Origin of the sequence: Photobacterium sp. SKA34 (genome assembly GCF_000153325.1) — a bacterium.
Lineage (GTDB): Bacteria > Pseudomonadota > Gammaproteobacteria > Enterobacterales > Vibrionaceae > Photobacterium.
The window spans coordinates 255,675-272,698 of sequence record NZ_CH724145.1; the positions used below are offsets into that span (position 1 = coordinate 255,675).

A 17,024-nucleotide genomic window follows, 5' to 3' on the forward strand; every position below is an offset into this window, starting at 1 on the left:
ATGAAAAACTTCACCAGCATCAGCGAGTTCAACCACATAACCTAACGCATCGACCGCCTGCTCCTGTGATGAAATACGGACCATCCCCGCATGACCACGATCTGAAACATGAATATCGTTTATCGGCGTTGCAACATCACGCAAGGCTGACCACATACCAATGTTATCCAGCAAGCGTGTCGTTCCATACGATAAAGCGATGCTTCTTGCATCATAACCAGGATGAGTATCAAACTCAGGCATCACAGATTCAACCACTGCAATACGTAATGAGTGACGACTCAATACATCTAATGCGATAGCAAGGCTAGCCCCTGCCATTGCACCACCAGCAATTACAACATCATAGTGCTTCACTATTTATCCCTTCACAAAACAACGTTTAGTGCAACGTTGGTTTTTCCTCTGCATCTTCATCAACCGGACGCTGGCCTAATTCAGAATGACAACTCAATACACACATACGGACATGTTCAACAACTTGTTCAAATAAGGCTGCTTGTTCTTCCATATCGTCATCTTCATCAATACCTAACTGAGCGATATCTTGAAGATCAGCTAAAGCTTCAGTGACAGCTTCAGACAATTGGTTCTTTTGGAGATCCATCAGTCCTAAACCAGAAATAAAACTATTTACCCACTCTGTTAATGCATCTGCTCGTATCGTTAATGGCTCATCATCATCGGGCATCAGTAATGAAAACTCAAAGCCACCACTAAACAACTCATTCGCTGTAGTCGTAAACAAAGCACGGATCATTGTTTTAGCACCATCGGTTAATGGTTCACCTTCGTTGGCATAATCACTCACAGGCCCAACCCAGCTCTCATCATCAATCGCTAAACCACCGCAAATCATGCCACTTAATAAACCATGTAATTCAGCAGGTGCCGCTGCAAGCCCTTGCTCTTTTAACGCAGATTCAACAGCTTGGTATGTAGGTAGGGTTATTTCACTCATGGTTTATTACCTTAATTTTTATATCAAACAACGAACAAAGCGCTCTATTGTTACTTCACATTGCTATATCCACTTCATTTGGATAATTCAAATCAAACAAACATCAATAATTACATTTTTACTTAATTTCTAAAGCAGAAATAACAATGGGTCAGTAACGGCCTGTGTTATGCTAACACTTAAGCTCTGTTCGGCAAATCATAACGCCGAGCATTACGTTCAATAGTTAACCAACCATCAATTTGATGTGATTAATATCTATTTAGTTAGAGACTATTAAGCACAAAGTGAAGTATAGCCGCTTGCATGTTGTAACCTGTTTTCCTATGATTTGGCTATAAGCAAAAGCGGAATGAATACCCATTAGGCATGGAGCAAACCGAAGATTTATGAGTACTCAGGCTGTAGAAATTCAAGTATTCGGCAGAAGCATCAAAGTTAACTGCCCAACAGGTCAAGAGGATGCACTTCGTGCTGCCGCTTCTGATTTTGACCAACGCTTGAAAGATATGTCAGAGCGCACTAAAGTATCCAATGTAGAGCAACTGTTACTCTTTACAGGGCTTAACATCTGCAACGAGTTACATTCAGAGCGACTAGAACATAACGGAAGCGCTGGAATTTTATCCAATAAGATCAGTGCACTAGAAGAAAAATTAGATAAAGCATTGCAAAATTATCCAAAGCGTTGATAATGAATTAACCCTGGGGTGTGCGTCAGTGAATGAACGTCCCCGAGCCGATAAGCAAATACCCAGGATCTGCTTTTATTAGCTATTGAGCATGCTCAGCTCGACTGAGAAGCCTACGGTTAATGTTGCCGATCCACCTTGAACTTCTGGTTCAAGGGCATTATTTCGCAACGGCACCTTGGGGAACTTCCTCTGTTTTACTTCCAATTTCAATACCATATTCATACAATTTAGCAAAATCCCAATTCAAGGATTGAGCCAAATGACATCACATTTTGTAACTCCACGACAAAAAATCAGACAACAAATCCGCTTACAGCGACAACAACTTCTTCCTGAACAACAAATACACGCTAGCCTAAAATTGCTTAAACAAGCTCAGCAATGCCAACAGTTTACTGCTAGTCAAAATATTGCGCTTTATTTGAGCAATGATGGTGAGATCAGCACTCAACCCATTATCGACTGGTTATGGCAAAGCGGAAAATCTGTTTACCTACCGGTTTTGCACCCTTTTAGCAAAGGGCACTTGTTATTTCTTCACTACACCCCTAACACCCCTATGCGTAAAAATCGCTATCAAATCTCAGAGCCCACTCTCGATGTGCGAGTAGTTAAACCCGTTAATGAATTAGATATTATTTGTACCCCACTGGTGGCTTTTGATAAGTCGGGGCAACGATTAGGTATGGGAGGGGGCTACTATGATCGCACTCTTAGTCAGTGGCATCAGCATAAACAAGGCCCTTACCCACTAGGTTTAGCCCATGATTGCCAACATGTAGAACAATTGCCAAGCGAGCAATGGGATGTGCCGTTACCTAAAATTATTACCCCGTCAAAGATCTATAGTTGGTAATAATACAAATACGCACATCAAATGGACATACTGAAGCAATCGTTTACTTTAGTTTCAATAAAAACGAACAATCTAACTAATTGTTATAAATAACCTTATGTTTTTATTTCTTATTTTGCATTGTGATTGTTCATAATCACACTGACGAACGAATTCCAATTCGTTATAATTAGCATCAACGCTTACTCGGCGTATTAGTCATAACGAGGAGAATGGCATGACACAAGATGAAATGAAAAAAGCAGCAGGTTGGGCAGCACTTGAATACGTACAGAAAGGAACAATTGTAGGTGTAGGTACTGGCTCTACGGTTAATCACTTCATCGATGCCTTAGCAACTCGCAAAGAAGAAATTAAAGGTGCTGTTTCAAGTTCAGTCGCTTCAACTGAACGTCTTGAACAACTAGGCATTACTGTATTTGATGCGAATGAAGTTGCTTCACTTGATATTTATGTCGATGGTGCTGATGAAATTAACGCAGACTACGACATGATTAAAGGCGGTGGTGCGGCGCTTACTCGTGAAAAAATCGTGGCAGCCATCGCGAAAAAATTTATCTGTATCGTTGATGACACCAAGCAAGTTGACGTATTGGGCCAATTCCCGCTTCCAGTTGAAGTAATCCCTATGGGGCGCTCTTTCATTGGTCGTGAGTTGGTAAAACTTGGTGGCGATCCGGCTTACCGTGAAGGCGTTGTGACCGATAACGGTAATATGATCCTTGATGTCTACAACATGAAGATCACAGATCCTAAAACAATGGAAGATAAGATCAACGCCCTACCTGGTGTGGTAACTGTTGGTCTATTTGCTCACCGTGGCGCTGATGTATTATTGGTTGGCTCACCTGACGGTGTAAAAAAATTCGAGAAATAACATAAAATGATCGCGTTATATTCAAAAAGATAAAACGCTACTGATCCCAGTATAAATGTTATTTCCTTTCAAAACGGCATAGCTTATTGATTCTAATTCTAGCTTATGCCGTTTTTTATTATCTTTTTTGTAATATTCTTACCCATAGTGGCTATTTTTTGATACTTTATTAATAAGCTATTAGCAAACGTTTAACCATTTCGCTACTGTGGGCTGTAAAGAAGACATTTCACCACCTGACTTTTCTTTGTTTTACATTCAGTTAGCTGCGTTTTTAAGGATGAGAACCATGGCCAAAGTTTCACTCAATAAAGATAAAATTAAAATTCTATTATTAGAAGGACTACACCCTTCATCTCTAGAAGTGCTACAACAAGCTGGTTACACCAACATTGAATACCACAAAGGATCGCTCGCTGGTGAAGAGTTACTAGAAGCCGTAAAAGATGCCCACTTCATTGGTATTCGCTCTCGTACACAATTAACGCCTGAAGTTTTTGCTGCAGCGAGAAAACTTACCGCTGTTGGATGTTTCTGTATTGGTACTAACCAAGTTGATTTAGATGAAGCTATGCGCCGCGGTATCCCCGTTTTTAACGCACCATTTTCAAATACCCGTAGTGTTGCAGAACTTGTCTTAGGTGAGCTGCTTCTTCTGTTACGTGGCATCCCAGAAAAGAATGCTAAAGCGCATCGTGGTGAATGGATAAAATCTGCAGATAACTCATTTGAAGCGCGTGGTAAAACCTTAGGTATTATCGGCTACGGTCATATTGGTACTCAACTTGGTATATTGGCTGAAAACCTCGGAATGCGCGTTTGTTTTTACGATATTGAAAGTAAATTAACCTTAGGTAATGCAACACAAGTCGCATCGTTAAGTGAGCTGTTAAATAAATCGGATGTGATTTCACTGCACGTTCCAGAAACGCCAGAGACACAAAACATTATGGGTGCTGAAGAATTTGCACGCATGAAGCCAGGTTCTATTTTTATTAACGCAGCACGTGGAACTGTCGTTGATATTGATGCCCTTTGTAGCGCATTAGAAAGCAAACATATTGCAGGCGCTGCTATCGATGTATTCCCTGTAGAACCTAAAACCAATAACGACCCATTTGAATCCCCCCTGCTGCAATTTGATAACGTTATTTTGACGCCTCACATTGGAGGATCAACGCAAGAAGCACAGGAAAATATTGGCATTGAAGTGGCGGGTAAACTAGTGAAATACTCAGATAATGGTTCAACGCTATCTGCTGTTGGCTTCCCTGAGGTATCACTACCTGAGCACCGTGGTTGCTCTCGTCTACTTCATATTCATGAAAACCGCCCTGGAGTCTTAAATCAAATCACTACAATTTTTGCTTCAGAAGGTATCAATATCGCCGCTCAGTTCTTACAAACAGGCGCTGAAATTGGTTATGTGGTTATTGATGTTGAAACTGAACGTTCAAAAGAAGCACTAGCAAAACTGAAAACAATCGAAGGTACTATTCGCGCCCGTATTTTGCACTAATTGCTCATAATTAATGACGTAAGCATGATCGTAAAAAGGAGAGCCGAGGCTCTCCTTTTTTATCTCATCAACGTATTCTATGTCGAAACATGATACAGAATATGATTACTTAGCTAATTTAAAAATCACATTTACACTATCAGAAATCACGATGTTATTATCACTGTAGCTTTGATTCACAGCGGAATTTTCATCGCTTGCATACATCATTGGAGCACTTCTCATGCCATAAGGCATTGGACGAGCATTGGTGTTGTAATCTATCTGCCACACGCCTTCAACTTTATCACCAAAGCCTTTAGCTAATGATGCTGCAACTTCTTTAGCATTAGCAATGGCCGCTTGACGAGCTTCATCTTGATACTTCTTCTGATCTTTTACTTTCAAAGTAATGTTATTAATTTGATTAATACCATCCCCTAATGCGTCATCAAGATAAGTGTTTAGATTTTCTAATTTATAAACCGTTACAACGACATTACGAGTCGCTTTAAAGCCAGTGAACTCTGGCGCTTTGTCTTTAGGGTAACGGTACTGTGCAGAAAGAGAAATATTGGCACTATTAATATTTTTACGTTCAACACCTGCTTTAGTTAAACGATCTATAAATTTTGTTACAGCCTGATCCGCAGCTTGCTTTGCTCCTGAAGCTGTAGGTTGCGTAGCAACGACATCCACAGAAAATGCAGCCATGTCCGGTTTAACAACAACTTCACCGCGTCCAGTTGTTTCTATATGAGGAAATGATAGATCAGCAGCAACAGCGCCTGTAGAGATAAGTGCACTGGTACTTAATAATATAGCTAATAGGTGTTTTTTCATTATCAATTCTCGCTAACAAAGAGTTATTTTTATTTATCGTAGTCATGAGATAAATAATCTATGAACTTTGACCCTAAAAATATGGAATCTATCCCTTATAACATTATTTATTTTGAACAACGTTCCTTTGTAACGACTTAATGACTCTTTCTATTTTCTATAGATAAAAAATGGAGCCATTTAGGCTCCATTTCTCTTCGTTATGCTTTAAGTAAATTAAGCATCAACTTTGTTTAGGTGAACATCCATTTGTGGGAATGGAATTTCGATACCTTCTTTATCAAGCTCTTCCTTGATAGCTTGGTTAAGATCGAAGTATACAGCCCAGTAATCAGGCGTATTAACCCATGGACGTACTACGAAGTTTACAGAAGAGTCAGCTAGAGCCACAACACCAATTGTTGGCTCTGGATCTTTAAGAACACGCTCATCAGCAGTTACAACGCGCTTAAGTACTTCTTTTGTTTTTTGAAGATCAGCACTGTAAGAAACACCAATTGTAAGATCAATACGACGTGTCGAATTACGAGAATAGTTTGTAATTGGGTTACCAATGATAGATGAGTTTGGTACTACAACTGTTTTGTTGTCAGCCGTACGAAGCTCTGTAGAGAAAATCTGAATTGATTCAACTGCGCCAGAAACACCGGCAACTTCAACAAAATCACCAGATTTGAATGGACGGAAAGCAACAATCAGAACGCCTGCAGCAAAGTTTGATAGAGAACCTTGAAGAGCAAGACCAACGGCAAGACCCGCGGCACCAATCACTGCTACCACTGAAGCAGTTTGAACGCCAATACGGCTAAGAGCAGCAATTAATACGATAACAAATAATAGATAACGAACTAAGCCGTGAATAAATTCAACCACCGCGTTATCCATTTCTTTTTTGCGTAATACTTTAGCAACTGCGCCAGCAACTGCTTTAACAATCATATTACCAATAAATAAAATAAGAAGGGCTGAAACTAGATTTACTGCATATTGAACCAGAAGATCTTGATTATCAGTAATCCAGTTACTTGCGTGCAATACGCCATTAGTTAATGTGTTATCAGAAATTTTTTCGACAACCTTGTCTGTAACGCTCTCAGTCATTTGAAGTTCTCTCTCGAATTTACTAAAAAATATCTATAGATTAAGAGTAGATAAAATAATTATTCTACTATTCATTCCATTAGAACAGATTTCCGTTTGTTTATCTTTTCGTAAAAAACATACTTACGGAATATTGATACTAATTATTCCTGTTTTTATCAGTAAATAGCTACTAAAAAAAACTATGTTTACATAAATTAACTTAAATATTACTTTAGAACAATGTAAGTACAATATATCAATAAATACAAAAAAAAGTCCGCCTAAGCGGACTTTTTCATATTTTATATGGCTGAAGTTCGATTAAAGAACGTCAACTGCGTTTAGATCAGCAAATGCTTTTTCTAGACGCTCAACCATTGATACTTGACCTGCACGTAGCCATACGCGTGGATCGTAATATTTTTTGTTAGGCGCTGACTCACCTGTTGGGTTACCGATTTGACCTTGTAGGTAATCGTGGTTTTCAGCTTCGTAGCGACGGATACCATCCCAACAAGCCCACTGAGTATCTGTATCGATGTTCATTTTGATAACACCGTAACCGATAGACTCTTGGATTTCAGCTTCAGAAGAACCTGAACCACCGTGGAATACGAAGTCTAGAGAGTTAGTTGGAAGACCAAACTTCTCTGAAACGTATGCTTGAGAGTCACGTAGAATAGTTGGAGTTAGTACAACGTTACCTGCTTGGTAAACACCGTGTACGTTACCGAAAGAAGCAGCGATAGTGAAACGTGGGCTAACAGCGCTTAGTTTCTCGTATGCGTATGCAACGTCTTCTGGAGAAGTGTAAAGCTCAGATGCGTCCATGTGAGAGTTATCAACGCCGTCTTCTTCACCACCAGTACAACCTAGTTCGATTTCTAGTGTCATGTTCATCTTAGCCATACGCGCAAGGTACTTAGCTGAGATTTCGATGTTCTCTTCTAGCGACTCTTCAGAAAGGTCGATCATGTGAGAAGAGAATAGAGGCTTACCAGTTTGAGCGAAGAACTCTTCACCCGCGTCTAGTAGACCGTCGATCCAAGGAAGCAGTTTCTTAGCAGCGTGGTCTGTGTGAAGAATTACAGGAACACCGTAAGACTCAGCAACAGCGTGAACATACTTAGCACCAGCGATACCGCCAAGGATTTGTGAACCTTGACCTTCTAGTTTAAGACCTTTACCACCAAAGAATGCAGAACCGCCGTTAGAGAACTGAACGATAACTGGAGACTTAACTTTAGCTGCCGCTTCTAGTACTGCGTTAACAGAATCAGTACCGATACAGTTAACAGCAGGTAGAGCGAAGTTGTTTTCTTTAGCTACTGCGAATACTTTCTGAACGTCGTCGCCAGAAATAACACCAGGTTTTACAAAATCAAAGATCTTAGACATAACAATAGTCCTATTATTTACTTTGTTGTCTGTGGAAAAATTCTTGTGCAAACGTTTGCGATTACTTGCTATTCTACTGAAAGTTAATAGCTATCACAAACATTTAAACGTGGAAGCAACACTCATACGTAGTGTAAATTCGGCTCCCACGCCCAAAATAATTATGCTTTAGCGCGAGACTCTAGCATTTCAACTGCAGGTAATTTCTTACCTTCAACGAACTCAAGGAACGCACCGCCACCTGTTGAGATGTAAGATACTTTATCTTTGATGCCGTACTTATCGATAGCCGCTAGTGTGTCACCACCGCCCGCAACAGAGAAACCAGCAGATTCCGCGATTGCGTTAGCAACAACTTCAGTTCCTTTACCAAATTGCTCGATTTCAAACACGCCTACAGGGCCGTTCCAAAGAATCGTTTTCGCGTTCATGATGATGTCAGCAAGTGCTTGTGCTGAATCAGGACCTAGGTCAAGAACCATGTCGTCAGCTGCAATTTCAGTTGCAGGCTTGATAGTTGCTTCAGCAGAATCAGAGAACTCTTTAGCGCACACCACATCCGTTGCTACTGGAATGTCAGTGTGTGCCATTAGTTCTTTAGCTGTTGGGATTAGGTCAGCTTCGTATAAAGACTTACCTACATCGTTACCTTCAGCTGCGATGAATGTGTTAGCAATACCACCACCTACTACGATTTGGTCAGCAATTTTAGATAGTGACTCAAGTACAGTTAGCTTAGTTGATACTTTAGAACCACCAACAATAGCAACCATTGGGCGTGCTGGATTGTCCATTGCTTTGCCTAGTGCTTCTAGCTCGCCAGCTAGTAGAGGGCCAGCACATGCAACTGGCGCAAACATACCCACACCGTAAGTTGATGCTTGTGCACGGTGAGCGGTACCAAATGCATCCATTACGAATACGTCACAAAGTGCAGCGTATTGCTTAGATAGTTCGTCTTCGTTTTTCTTCTCGCCCTTGTTAAAACGTACGTTTTCAAGAACAACAAGCTCACCAGCATTTAGCTCAAGACCATTTAGGTAATCTTTTGCTAGTTTAACGTCGCAATCTAGTGCGTCGTTTAAGTAGTTAACTACAGGCTGTAGAGAGAATTCTTCTGCGTATTCGCCTTCCGTTGGACGACCTAGGTGAGAAGTAACCATTACTTTAGCGCCAGCTTCTAGACAACGCTTAATTGTAGGTAGAGATGCAATGATACGTGCATCTGAAGTTACTTTACCGTCTTTTACTGGCACATTTAGGTCAGCACGAATAAATACACGCTTACCAGCTAGATCCAGATCAGTCATCTTGATTACAGACATGTTTTGTCCTCTCAAACATTATTAAAAATAAAAGTTCATAAAATTGACAGCCTGCCGTCGTTAATGTTCAACGCCAAGCCCTGTAATTCTTACTATTTTACTTTTCAGTATCCGTATGTTCGGTTGCGTACATTGCTAACGCTGTATCCAACATTCGATTAGCAAAGCCCCATTCATTGTCACACCATACCAACAATTTAATCAAATGCTGGTTGCTTACCCTAGTTTGGCTGCCATCAACAATTGCACTATGGGGATCGTGATTAAAGTCAATCGACACTAAAGGCGCTTCTGTGTAATCCACAATACCACTTAATGTACAACGAGACGTGTTTTTTAATGATTGATTTACGTCATTAACTTTCACATTTGTTTTAACAGTGACACTCAAATCCATAGCAGTGACATTTATTGTGGGCACCCTCACAGAAATGGCTTCAAATTTGTCGGAAAACTTCGGAAATATACGACCAATTCCAAGGTGTAGTTTAGTATCAACTGGAATAATTGACTGACTTGCTGCGCGCGTTCGGCGTAAATCAGGATGATAAGCATCAATGACTTGCTGATCATTCATGGCTGAATGAATTGTCGTAATGGTGCCAGATTCAATACCAAACTGGTCATCTAAGATTTTTATAATGGGAACAATACAGTTCGTTGTACATGAGCCATTAGAAACAATGCGGTGCTGAGATGTTAATTGTTGATGATTAACACCATAGATAACAGTGCAATCAATATCTTTGCTAGCAGGATGGGAAAATAATACTTTTTTAGCGCCTGATGCGATATGCGCTAAACCGTCGGCACGAGAGCCAAACTTACCAGTACAGTCTAAAACAATATCGACATCAAGATCATGCCAAGGCAACAATTTTAGATCAAGTTGGTGAAGGATACGAATTTGATCTTGGCGACCATTGTCATGGGCAATAAAAAGATGCTCCTGATCATGACTGACAGGATTTTTGAAACGTCCATGGCTAGAATCGTATTGAAGTAGATGAACCATTGCTTCCGGCTCTGCTAATTCGTTAACTGCCACGACGTTAATCTGATGATGTTTGCCGCTTTCATACAATGCGCGAAGCACACTGCGACCAATGCGACCGAATCCATTTATTGCGACTTTTAGTGTCATATCCGTGCTACAAAAATACTAAGCTGCGTTAGTGTATACCAAGCTAGATACAGAATCACCATAATTGTGACATCTCTCACCAAGCAGACTTAATATCTAATAGAACCAAATAGATAGACTCATTACTCATCAATATTTTTGCGTATATCCTCTACTTTAACCTTAAAAAACCACTGATTTATAGGCTTAAAACAGCGAAATATCACGTATTAAAAAGTCACTATTTGTTCATTCAGCGTCTTTTTCTACGCATTAATAAACGGCGCTTAATATTAGGATTGGTATTAACAAACCTTCACTTTTTTACATATAGCTAATAGATAAATGAAAAAAAGTTAATATTAAGCAATCCCAAAGAGGTGGTTATGTCGAAAGTAAAAGTCATTATTGGCGCAGTATTCTTCACCTTCGTACTTTACCTTTTATCTGTTTATTGGTCATTTGAACCAGATACATTTAATCCAGACAGTTATGCGGCAGAACAAGCCAAGCTCAATCAACAAACTTTAACGACTGGGTATGAAACCACCACAACGTTGATTCATATTTCTGAGCTATTAATTAATAAATCTGGAGGCTTTCTTACAAACGATAAACTCCCTCCAAGCTTATTAATGGATAACATGCCGGCATGGGAAACTGGTGTATTAACCCAAGTGCGAGATATGGCACTAGTACTAAAAGATAATCTTAGCCGTCCTCAAAATGAAAGCCATATCGATTCAGATTTAAAAGAAGCCCAACCAGCACTTAATATCAATAGCAATAGTTGGAACTTTCCAAGCGCAGAGTCTGAATATCAAAATGCAATTGACGCCCTTACTCGATACCGTGACCGCCTTTCGGCATCTCGCCACCCAGCACAATTTTATTCACGGGATGATAATTTAGTGGCTTGGCTTGAAGTAGTACAAAAACGCTTAGGCACTATTTCACAAGATCTTGGCTCATCTGTGGGTGAACCACAGTTAATAATGGATAGAGAAGCAGAAGGTAAGGAAGTTTCACTCAATGCGTCGAAAACAAGCTGGTTCAAAATTGATAATGTTTTTTACGAATCACGAGGCTCTACTTGGGCCATATTACTGCTCATGAATGCAATGAAACATGATTTTAAACCACTGTTAGAAGAAGAAAAAGCAACGGTCATGATTGATCAAATAATTCGTGAGCTTGAAGCAACACAAGAAACTGTTTGGAGCCCAATGATTTTAAATGGTATGGGATTTGGTTTATTACCTAACCACTCTTTGATCATGGCAAATTACGTGTCTCGTGCTCAAGCAGGTACCGTTGATCTCATCAACCTGTTCGAAAAAAGATAATAAATTCTTGTCGTATTATAGATACAGCAATCTATAACTAAGTCCACCAGCAAACGAAGCAAACTTTATTACCTATTAAATAAAGCTGTACTTAGGTATATAAAGTCTGTTTATCGTAATTTTTAAAAAAAGAAACTTTATATAGTCAATTTGTGATTGCACTTTTTAGTTTAAAAAAATTACATTGTAAATACTGAAAGTAAATATTATTACTTATCAGTACGTTAGTTAAAAACTATATCTGTAAACCACCACAACAGAGCTATTTAATTTTTTTATACAATCAGAAACCCTAGTTTTCATATTGTTGATTTTATCTGTTCTCGATGTATTATAGACGTCTAGACGGAAGTAGCTCTATACATACAAACGTACATATAGCTATATAACAGCGTTATAAACGCTACCGTGCGACTAAATTCAAAAGAAAGTGAGACTACCGATGGCAAAACATTTATTCACTTCTGAGTCGGTATCAGAAGGTCATCCAGATAAAATTGCAGATCAAATTTCAGATGCTGTATTGGATGCAATTATTGAACAAGATCCTAAAGCGCGTGTAGCTTGTGAAACTTACGTAAAAACCGGCATGGTAATGGTTGGTGGTGAGATCACAACATCTGCTTGGGTTGATATTGAAGAGCTAACACGTGAAACCGTACGTGAAATCGGTTATGTCCATTCTGATATGGGCTTTGATGCAAACTCTTGTGCAGTAATGAACACCATCGGTAAGCAGTCTCCTGATATCAACCAAGGTGTTGATAAAACCGATCCTAAAGAGCAAGGTGCTGGTGACCAAGGTATCATGTTTGGTTACGCAACCAATGAAACTGAAGTCTTCATGCCTGCGCCAATCACTTACTCTCACCGCTTAGTTCAGCGCCAAGCAGAAGTACGTAAAAATGGCACGCTTCCTTGGTTACGCCCTGATGCAAAATCTCAGGTAACGTTCGCTTACGATCAAGGTAAAATTGTTAGTATTGATGCGGTTGTTCTATCAACTCAGCACAGTGATTCAATTTCAACGTCTGATCTACGTGAAGCAGTAATGGAAGAAATCATCAAACCAGTACTGCCTTCTGAATGGTTAAATAAAGAGACAAAATTCTTTATTAACCCAACCGGCCGTTTCGTTATCGGTGGCCCAATGGGTGACTGTGGTTTGACTGGCCGTAAGATCATCGTCGACACCTACGGCGGTGCTGCACGTCACGGTGGTGGGGCTTTCTCTGGTAAAGATCCATCAAAAGTTGACCGTTCAGCAGCATATGCTGCACGTTATGTAGCAAAAAATATCGTCGCAGCAGGCATGGCAGATCGTTGTGAAATCCAACTTTCTTACGCTATCGGTGTAGCCGATCCTACATCTATCATGGTGGAAACATTCGGTACTGAAAAAGTAGCACATGAGATCATCATTGAAGCAGTACGCCAGCACTTCGACCTACGTCCATATGGCCTGCAAGAAATGCTAGATCTTCTACAGCCAATTTATAAGAAGACTGCAGCTTACGGTCACTTTGGCCGTGAAGAGTTCCCTTGGGAAAAAACAGATAAAGTGGCTGCACTTCGCGATTTCGCAAACATTAAGTAATACACTTAATTGTGCACAAAAAAGGACGCTTAGGCGTCCTTTTTTATTACTTATTGTTTATCTATTTACAATAAAAACACCTTGCTCACCTACTCTCGCCAGCGCTTTATCTTCGGTGTATAGTGCAGATCTCAATAACAAAGAACGAGTAAGAATGAACTCACTGCAACAACAAGTAATCAAACGTGTCGAACACGCCATCAAAACCGCAAATCAACGCCTTAATAAACGTTTAAAAATGCCAACGGTGACTTTTACCCAACGAGGGAAAATTGCAGGAAGTGCACGCTTACAAAGTTGGGAAGTACGTTTTAACCCAGTCTTACTCAATGAAAACGCAGACGCTTTTCTAAACGAAGTCGTTCCACACGAAGTGGCACATTTAATCGTGTTTAAACTGTTTGGACGAGTAAAACCGCATGGCAGAGAGTGGCAATTGATCATGCGAGAAGTGTTTCAGGTAGCGCCAAGAACAACACATAGCTTTGATGTCAGCTCTGTCGCAGGTGACACTTATCTTTATAAATGCAGCTGTAGCGAATATCCGTTAACCATCCGCCGGCATAACCGTATTTTACGTGGACAAGCCAACTACCATTGTCGCCGATGCCGTGAAGTTTTGGTGTACTCGCCTCAGTAACATAAAATTTTGTATAAAAATAATCTCAAAGCATAGTTACAAATAATTGCGACACACTTCTCAAAGAGAAAAATATCAGTAAGCTAGTGATACGATAAATAATTAATGACATACATTCATGACGCGTATCTCAAGCTTTTTTGCTATTGCCCTACTGTTACCTGTTACCGCACTTGCGACCTCTTATAAGCCAAGCGACCTTGGCAACACGAAAAACCCTTCTTTCAGCAAAGCAAAAAAAATCATGCAAAAGGAAATTTATATTTCTCCTCAAGACATGAAAACCATTTACTGTGGTGCCGATTTCAACAATAAAAAATACGTGACATTACCATCCGGTTTTACCACTGAAGTGTATAAAAAACGCGTTAAACGTTGGGAAGCAGAGCATGTCGTTCCTGCCGAGAACTTTGGTCGCGCTTTTAGTGAGTGGCGTGACGGTGCTGTCATTTGTGTTGATCGTAAGGGAAAAGCCTTTAAAGGCCGTAAATGTGCTGAAAAAGCCAATAACGAATACCGCTTAATGCAATCCGACCTTTATAATTTATACCCTGCTATTGGTGCCGTTAATGCAGCACGACAAAACTATAATTATGTCATGCTACCTAAAACCAACAGCAAGAATTATCGTTCATTTGGTAGTTGCGACATGATCATTGATAAAAAAGATCATGATGCTCAACCGCCAGAGCGAGCGCGCGGTGTGATTGCTCGTACTTATATGTATTTTGAAGCCGTATATCCAAAATATAAAATGAGTCGTCAACAACGTCGATTAATGGATGCTTGGGATAAACAATACCCAGTGACTAAATGGGAATGTCAACGTGCCGCTAAGATTGAAAAAATCCAAGGTAACGTTAACCCTATTCTTGCGAGCCGTTGTTCATAACAGCATCTTTTACTTACACGCACTTTAGCGTTCAAAAACGCGTTATATGTAAATAACGCGTTTTATTTAACCTCGAATAATTGGCGAACAGAGCATCCATGTTAAGATTCATCATTACTCTTTTTTTATTGCATAGATGACCGCATTATGAGAATCCCACGTATTTATCATCCAGAATCTTTACCTTCCCAAGGCAAGGTAATGCTCAGTGACGATGCTGCTAACCATGTTGGCCGCGTTATGCGTATGCAAGCAGGTCAAGAACTATTAATGTTTGATGGCAGTAATGCAGAGTTTCCCGCTGTGATCACCAACGCAAGTAAAAAAAGCGTTGAAGTTGAGATCCAATCTCGGGTTGAAAACAATATTGAATCCCCACTAGATATCCATTTAGGTCAGGTGATTTCACGTGGTGATAAAATGGAATTCACCATTCAAAAATCAGTAGAGTTAGGGGTAAATACCATTACACCGCTAATTTCAGAACGCTGCGGCGTTAAATTAAATGCTGAGCGTTTTGAAAAGAAACTCGAACAATGGCAAAAGATCGCCATTGCTGCCTGTGAGCAATGTGGTCGTAACGTTGTACCCACCATTCGCCCAGTAATGAAACTGGAACAATGGTGTGCTGAAGAATATGATGGATTAAAGCTCAATTTACACCCTCGTGCTAAGTATTCCATTAATACCTTGCCGACACCTGTGACTAATCTACGTTTGTTGATTGGTCCTGAAGGCGGTTTATCAGCGGAAGAAATCGGCATGACGGAAGAATATAAATTTGATGAAATTTTGTTGGGGCCTCGTGTACTTCGTACTGAAACCACAGCAATGACAGCCATCACCGCACTACAAGTACGTTTTGGTGATTTAGGCTAATTAGATTAGGAGAACACAATGATCAAACTGGGTATCGTGATGGACCCTATCGAGTCTATCAATATCAAGAAAGATTCAAGCTTTGCCATGATGTTAGAAGCTCAGCGTCGCGGCTGGGAAATTCATTACATGGAAATGAATGATCTTTCGTTAGAGCAAGGCAAAGCGATTGCTCGTACTCGTGTCGTCACAGTACAACAAGATCCTGAACACTGGTTTGATTTCCACAGCGAGCAAGAGATTGAATTATCAGATCTTGATGCTGTTCTAATGCGTAAAGATCCTCCATTTGATACTGAATACATTTACGCGACTTACATCCTTGAGCGTGCAGAAGATAACGGTGCGCTAATCGTTAATAAACCACAAAGCTTACGTGACTGTAATGAAAAGCTATTTACAGCATGGTTCCCAGAGCTGACACCAACCACTATTGTTACTCGTCGCGCTGAGAAACTAAAAGCGTTCCACCAAGAACACGGTGATGTGATCCTAAAGCCACTTGATGGCATGGGCGGCTCTTCAATTTTCCGTGTAATGAAAGGCGATCCTAACGTATCAGTGATCATTGAAACGCTGACTAATATGGGTCAAAACTACTGTATGGCACAAACCTTTGTTCCTGATATTAGTAATGGTGATAAGCGCATCTTAGTGGTTGATGGCGAGCCTATGCCTTACTGCCTAGCGCGTATTCCAGCCAAAGGAGAAACTCGCGGTAACTTAGCTGCAGGCGGTCGTGGTGAAGCGCGTCCAATCAGTGAAACTGATCGTAAAATCGCAGAAACAGTGGCACCTGTTCTAAAAGAAAAAGGCCTAATTTTTGTTGGTCTTGATGTAATTGGTGACAAGCTAACGGAAATTAATGTGACGAGCCCAACCTGTATCCGTGAGATTGAAGCAGCTTTTGATATCTCAATTACAGGTAAATTAATGGATGCTATCGAACGTCGAGTAAACGCGAAGTAATATCGCTTTACTGACAATCATCAACCATACTCAAATCAAGAA

16 protein-coding genes, 1 other RNA gene and 1 pseudogene are annotated in these 17,024 nt (G+C 40.2%); 11 read left to right on the top strand and 7 right to left on the bottom strand.

The genetic code is table 11. The features are described 5' to 3' along the window. Positions 1 to 357 (bottom strand): annotated as a pseudogene (locus SKA34_RS23370) (2-octaprenyl-6-methoxyphenyl hydroxylase); the annotation flags it as partial. Positions 358 to 382: 25 nt separating this feature from the next. Next, a complete protein-coding gene (locus SKA34_RS19680; RefSeq protein ID WP_006647249.1) occupies positions 383 to 961 on the bottom strand; it encodes a YecA family protein in 579 nt (192 codons plus the stop codon). Between the two features lie 389 nt (positions 962 to 1,350). Here SKA34_RS19680 and zapA point away from each other — a divergent pair, with 389 nt between their 5' ends. From zapA to serA, 5 genes are all read left to right on the top strand, one after another. Continuing rightward, complete coding sequence (gene zapA / locus SKA34_RS19685) at positions 1,351 to 1,653, top strand: cell division protein ZapA (protein WP_006647250.1); 303 nt, start codon at positions 1,351 to 1,353, stop codon at positions 1,651 to 1,653. Positions 1,654 to 1,660: 7 nt separating this feature from the next. Further along, a non-coding RNA gene (gene ssrS, locus SKA34_RS22690) (6S RNA) lies at positions 1,661 to 1,842 on the top strand. 73 nt (positions 1,843 to 1,915) lie between these two features. Continuing rightward, positions 1,916 to 2,512, top strand: coding sequence for a 5-formyltetrahydrofolate cyclo-ligase (locus SKA34_RS19690; RefSeq protein WP_006647252.1), 597 nt, complete (start codon positions 1,916 to 1,918; stop codon positions 2,510 to 2,512). 217 nt (positions 2,513 to 2,729) lie between these two features. Next, positions 2,730 to 3,389 (top strand): ribose-5-phosphate isomerase RpiA, encoded by a 660-nt coding sequence (gene rpiA, locus SKA34_RS19695; protein WP_006647253.1) that lies wholly within the window; start codon positions 2,730 to 2,732, stop codon positions 3,387 to 3,389. Positions 3,390 to 3,678: 289 nt separating this feature from the next. Next, on the top strand, positions 3,679 to 4,908 hold the full coding sequence (serA, locus tag SKA34_RS19700; RefSeq protein WP_006647254.1) for a phosphoglycerate dehydrogenase: 1,230 nt from the start codon (positions 3,679 to 3,681) through the stop codon (positions 4,906 to 4,908). A 105-nt stretch (positions 4,909 to 5,013) separates the two neighbouring features. Here the strand turns inward: serA and SKA34_RS19705 are convergent, their stop codons facing one another. From SKA34_RS19705 to epd, 5 genes are all read right to left on the bottom strand, one after another. After that, positions 5,014 to 5,730, bottom strand: a complete 717-nt coding sequence (locus tag SKA34_RS19705; protein WP_006647255.1) for an oxidative stress defense protein — start codon at positions 5,728 to 5,730, stop codon at positions 5,014 to 5,016. A 216-nt stretch (positions 5,731 to 5,946) separates the two neighbouring features. Then, positions 5,947 to 6,831 (bottom strand): small-conductance mechanosensitive channel MscS, encoded by an 885-nt coding sequence (mscS, locus tag SKA34_RS19710; RefSeq protein ID WP_006647256.1) that lies wholly within the window; start codon positions 6,829 to 6,831, stop codon positions 5,947 to 5,949. A gap of 303 nt (positions 6,832 to 7,134) precedes the next feature. Continuing rightward, complete coding sequence (gene fbaA, locus SKA34_RS19715) at positions 7,135 to 8,211, bottom strand: class II fructose-bisphosphate aldolase (RefSeq protein WP_006647257.1); 1,077 nt, start codon at positions 8,209 to 8,211, stop codon at positions 7,135 to 7,137. A gap of 161 nt (positions 8,212 to 8,372) precedes the next feature. Next, positions 8,373 to 9,536 (bottom strand): phosphoglycerate kinase, encoded by a 1,164-nt coding sequence (locus SKA34_RS19720; RefSeq protein ID WP_006647258.1) that lies wholly within the window; start codon positions 9,534 to 9,536, stop codon positions 8,373 to 8,375. A gap of 97 nt (positions 9,537 to 9,633) precedes the next feature. Continuing rightward, positions 9,634 to 10,680, bottom strand: a complete 1,047-nt coding sequence (gene epd, locus SKA34_RS19725; protein ID WP_006647259.1) for an erythrose-4-phosphate dehydrogenase — start codon at positions 10,678 to 10,680, stop codon at positions 9,634 to 9,636. A 365-nt stretch (positions 10,681 to 11,045) separates the two neighbouring features. On the opposite strand from epd, the gene SKA34_RS19730 reads away from it, so the two are divergent. The 6 genes from SKA34_RS19730 to gshB all read left to right on the top strand — a co-directional run bounded on the left by SKA34_RS19730 (position 11,046) and on the right by gshB (position 16,982). Continuing rightward, positions 11,046 to 12,005: a DUF2333 family protein gene (locus SKA34_RS19730; RefSeq protein ID WP_006647260.1), complete on the top strand. Its 960-nt coding sequence runs from the start codon at positions 11,046 to 11,048 to the stop codon at positions 12,003 to 12,005. Between the two features lie 442 nt (positions 12,006 to 12,447). After that, on the top strand, positions 12,448 to 13,602 hold the full coding sequence (gene metK, locus SKA34_RS19735; protein WP_006647261.1) for a methionine adenosyltransferase: 1,155 nt from the start codon (positions 12,448 to 12,450) through the stop codon (positions 13,600 to 13,602). A 154-nt stretch (positions 13,603 to 13,756) separates the two neighbouring features. Next, complete coding sequence (locus SKA34_RS19740; RefSeq protein ID WP_006647263.1) at positions 13,757 to 14,242, top strand: SprT family zinc-dependent metalloprotease; 486 nt, start codon at positions 13,757 to 13,759, stop codon at positions 14,240 to 14,242. Positions 14,243 to 14,360: 118 nt separating this feature from the next. Further along, positions 14,361 to 15,134: an endonuclease gene (locus SKA34_RS19745; RefSeq protein WP_006647264.1), complete on the top strand. Its 774-nt coding sequence runs from the start codon at positions 14,361 to 14,363 to the stop codon at positions 15,132 to 15,134. Positions 15,135 to 15,281: 147 nt separating this feature from the next. Continuing rightward, on the top strand, positions 15,282 to 16,013 hold the full coding sequence (rsmE, locus tag SKA34_RS19750; RefSeq protein WP_039860968.1) for a 16S rRNA (uracil(1498)-N(3))-methyltransferase: 732 nt from the start codon (positions 15,282 to 15,284) through the stop codon (positions 16,011 to 16,013). Positions 16,014 to 16,031: 18 nt separating this feature from the next. After that, positions 16,032 to 16,982 carry a glutathione synthase gene (gshB, locus tag SKA34_RS19755; RefSeq protein ID WP_006647266.1) on the top strand — a complete coding sequence of 317 codons (951 nt, stop codon included), beginning with the start codon at positions 16,032 to 16,034 and terminating at the stop codon, positions 16,980 to 16,982. Positions 16,983 to 17,024 lie beyond the last annotated feature (42 nt).

Coding starts and splice junctions, on each gene's coding strand:
- mscS (WP_006647256.1), bottom strand. CDS start 6,831: ATGACTGAGAGCGTTACAGACAAGGTTGTCGAAAAAATTTCTGATAAC.
- metK (WP_006647261.1), top strand. CDS start 12,448: ATGGCAAAACATTTATTCACTTCTGAGTCGGTATCAGAAGGTCATCCA.
- rsmE (WP_039860968.1), top strand. CDS start 15,282: ATGAGAATCCCACGTATTTATCATCCAGAATCTTTACCTTCCCAAGGC.
- fbaA (WP_006647257.1), bottom strand. CDS start 8,211: ATGTCTAAGATCTTTGATTTTGTAAAACCTGGTGTTATTTCTGGCGAC.
- SKA34_RS19705 (WP_006647255.1), bottom strand. CDS start 5,730: ATGAAAAAACACCTATTAGCTATATTATTAAGTACCAGTGCACTTATC.
- gshB (WP_006647266.1), top strand. CDS start 16,032: ATGATCAAACTGGGTATCGTGATGGACCCTATCGAGTCTATCAATATC.
- SKA34_RS19720 (WP_006647258.1), bottom strand. CDS start 9,536: ATGTCTGTAATCAAGATGACTGATCTGGATCTAGCTGGTAAGCGTGTA.
- SKA34_RS19740 (WP_006647263.1), top strand. CDS start 13,757: ATGAACTCACTGCAACAACAAGTAATCAAACGTGTCGAACACGCCATC.
- serA (WP_006647254.1), top strand. CDS start 3,679: ATGGCCAAAGTTTCACTCAATAAAGATAAAATTAAAATTCTATTATTA.
- SKA34_RS19745 (WP_006647264.1), top strand. CDS start 14,361: ATGACGCGTATCTCAAGCTTTTTTGCTATTGCCCTACTGTTACCTGTT.
- SKA34_RS19680 (WP_006647249.1), bottom strand. CDS start 961: ATGAGTGAAATAACCCTACCTACATACCAAGCTGTTGAATCTGCGTTA.
- SKA34_RS19730 (WP_006647260.1), top strand. CDS start 11,046: ATGTCGAAAGTAAAAGTCATTATTGGCGCAGTATTCTTCACCTTCGTA.
- epd (WP_006647259.1), bottom strand. CDS start 10,680: ATGACACTAAAAGTCGCAATAAATGGATTCGGTCGCATTGGTCGCAGT.
- SKA34_RS19690 (WP_006647252.1), top strand. CDS start 1,916: ATGACATCACATTTTGTAACTCCACGACAAAAAATCAGACAACAAATC.
- zapA (WP_006647250.1), top strand. CDS start 1,351: ATGAGTACTCAGGCTGTAGAAATTCAAGTATTCGGCAGAAGCATCAAA.
- rpiA (WP_006647253.1), top strand. CDS start 2,730: ATGACACAAGATGAAATGAAAAAAGCAGCAGGTTGGGCAGCACTTGAA.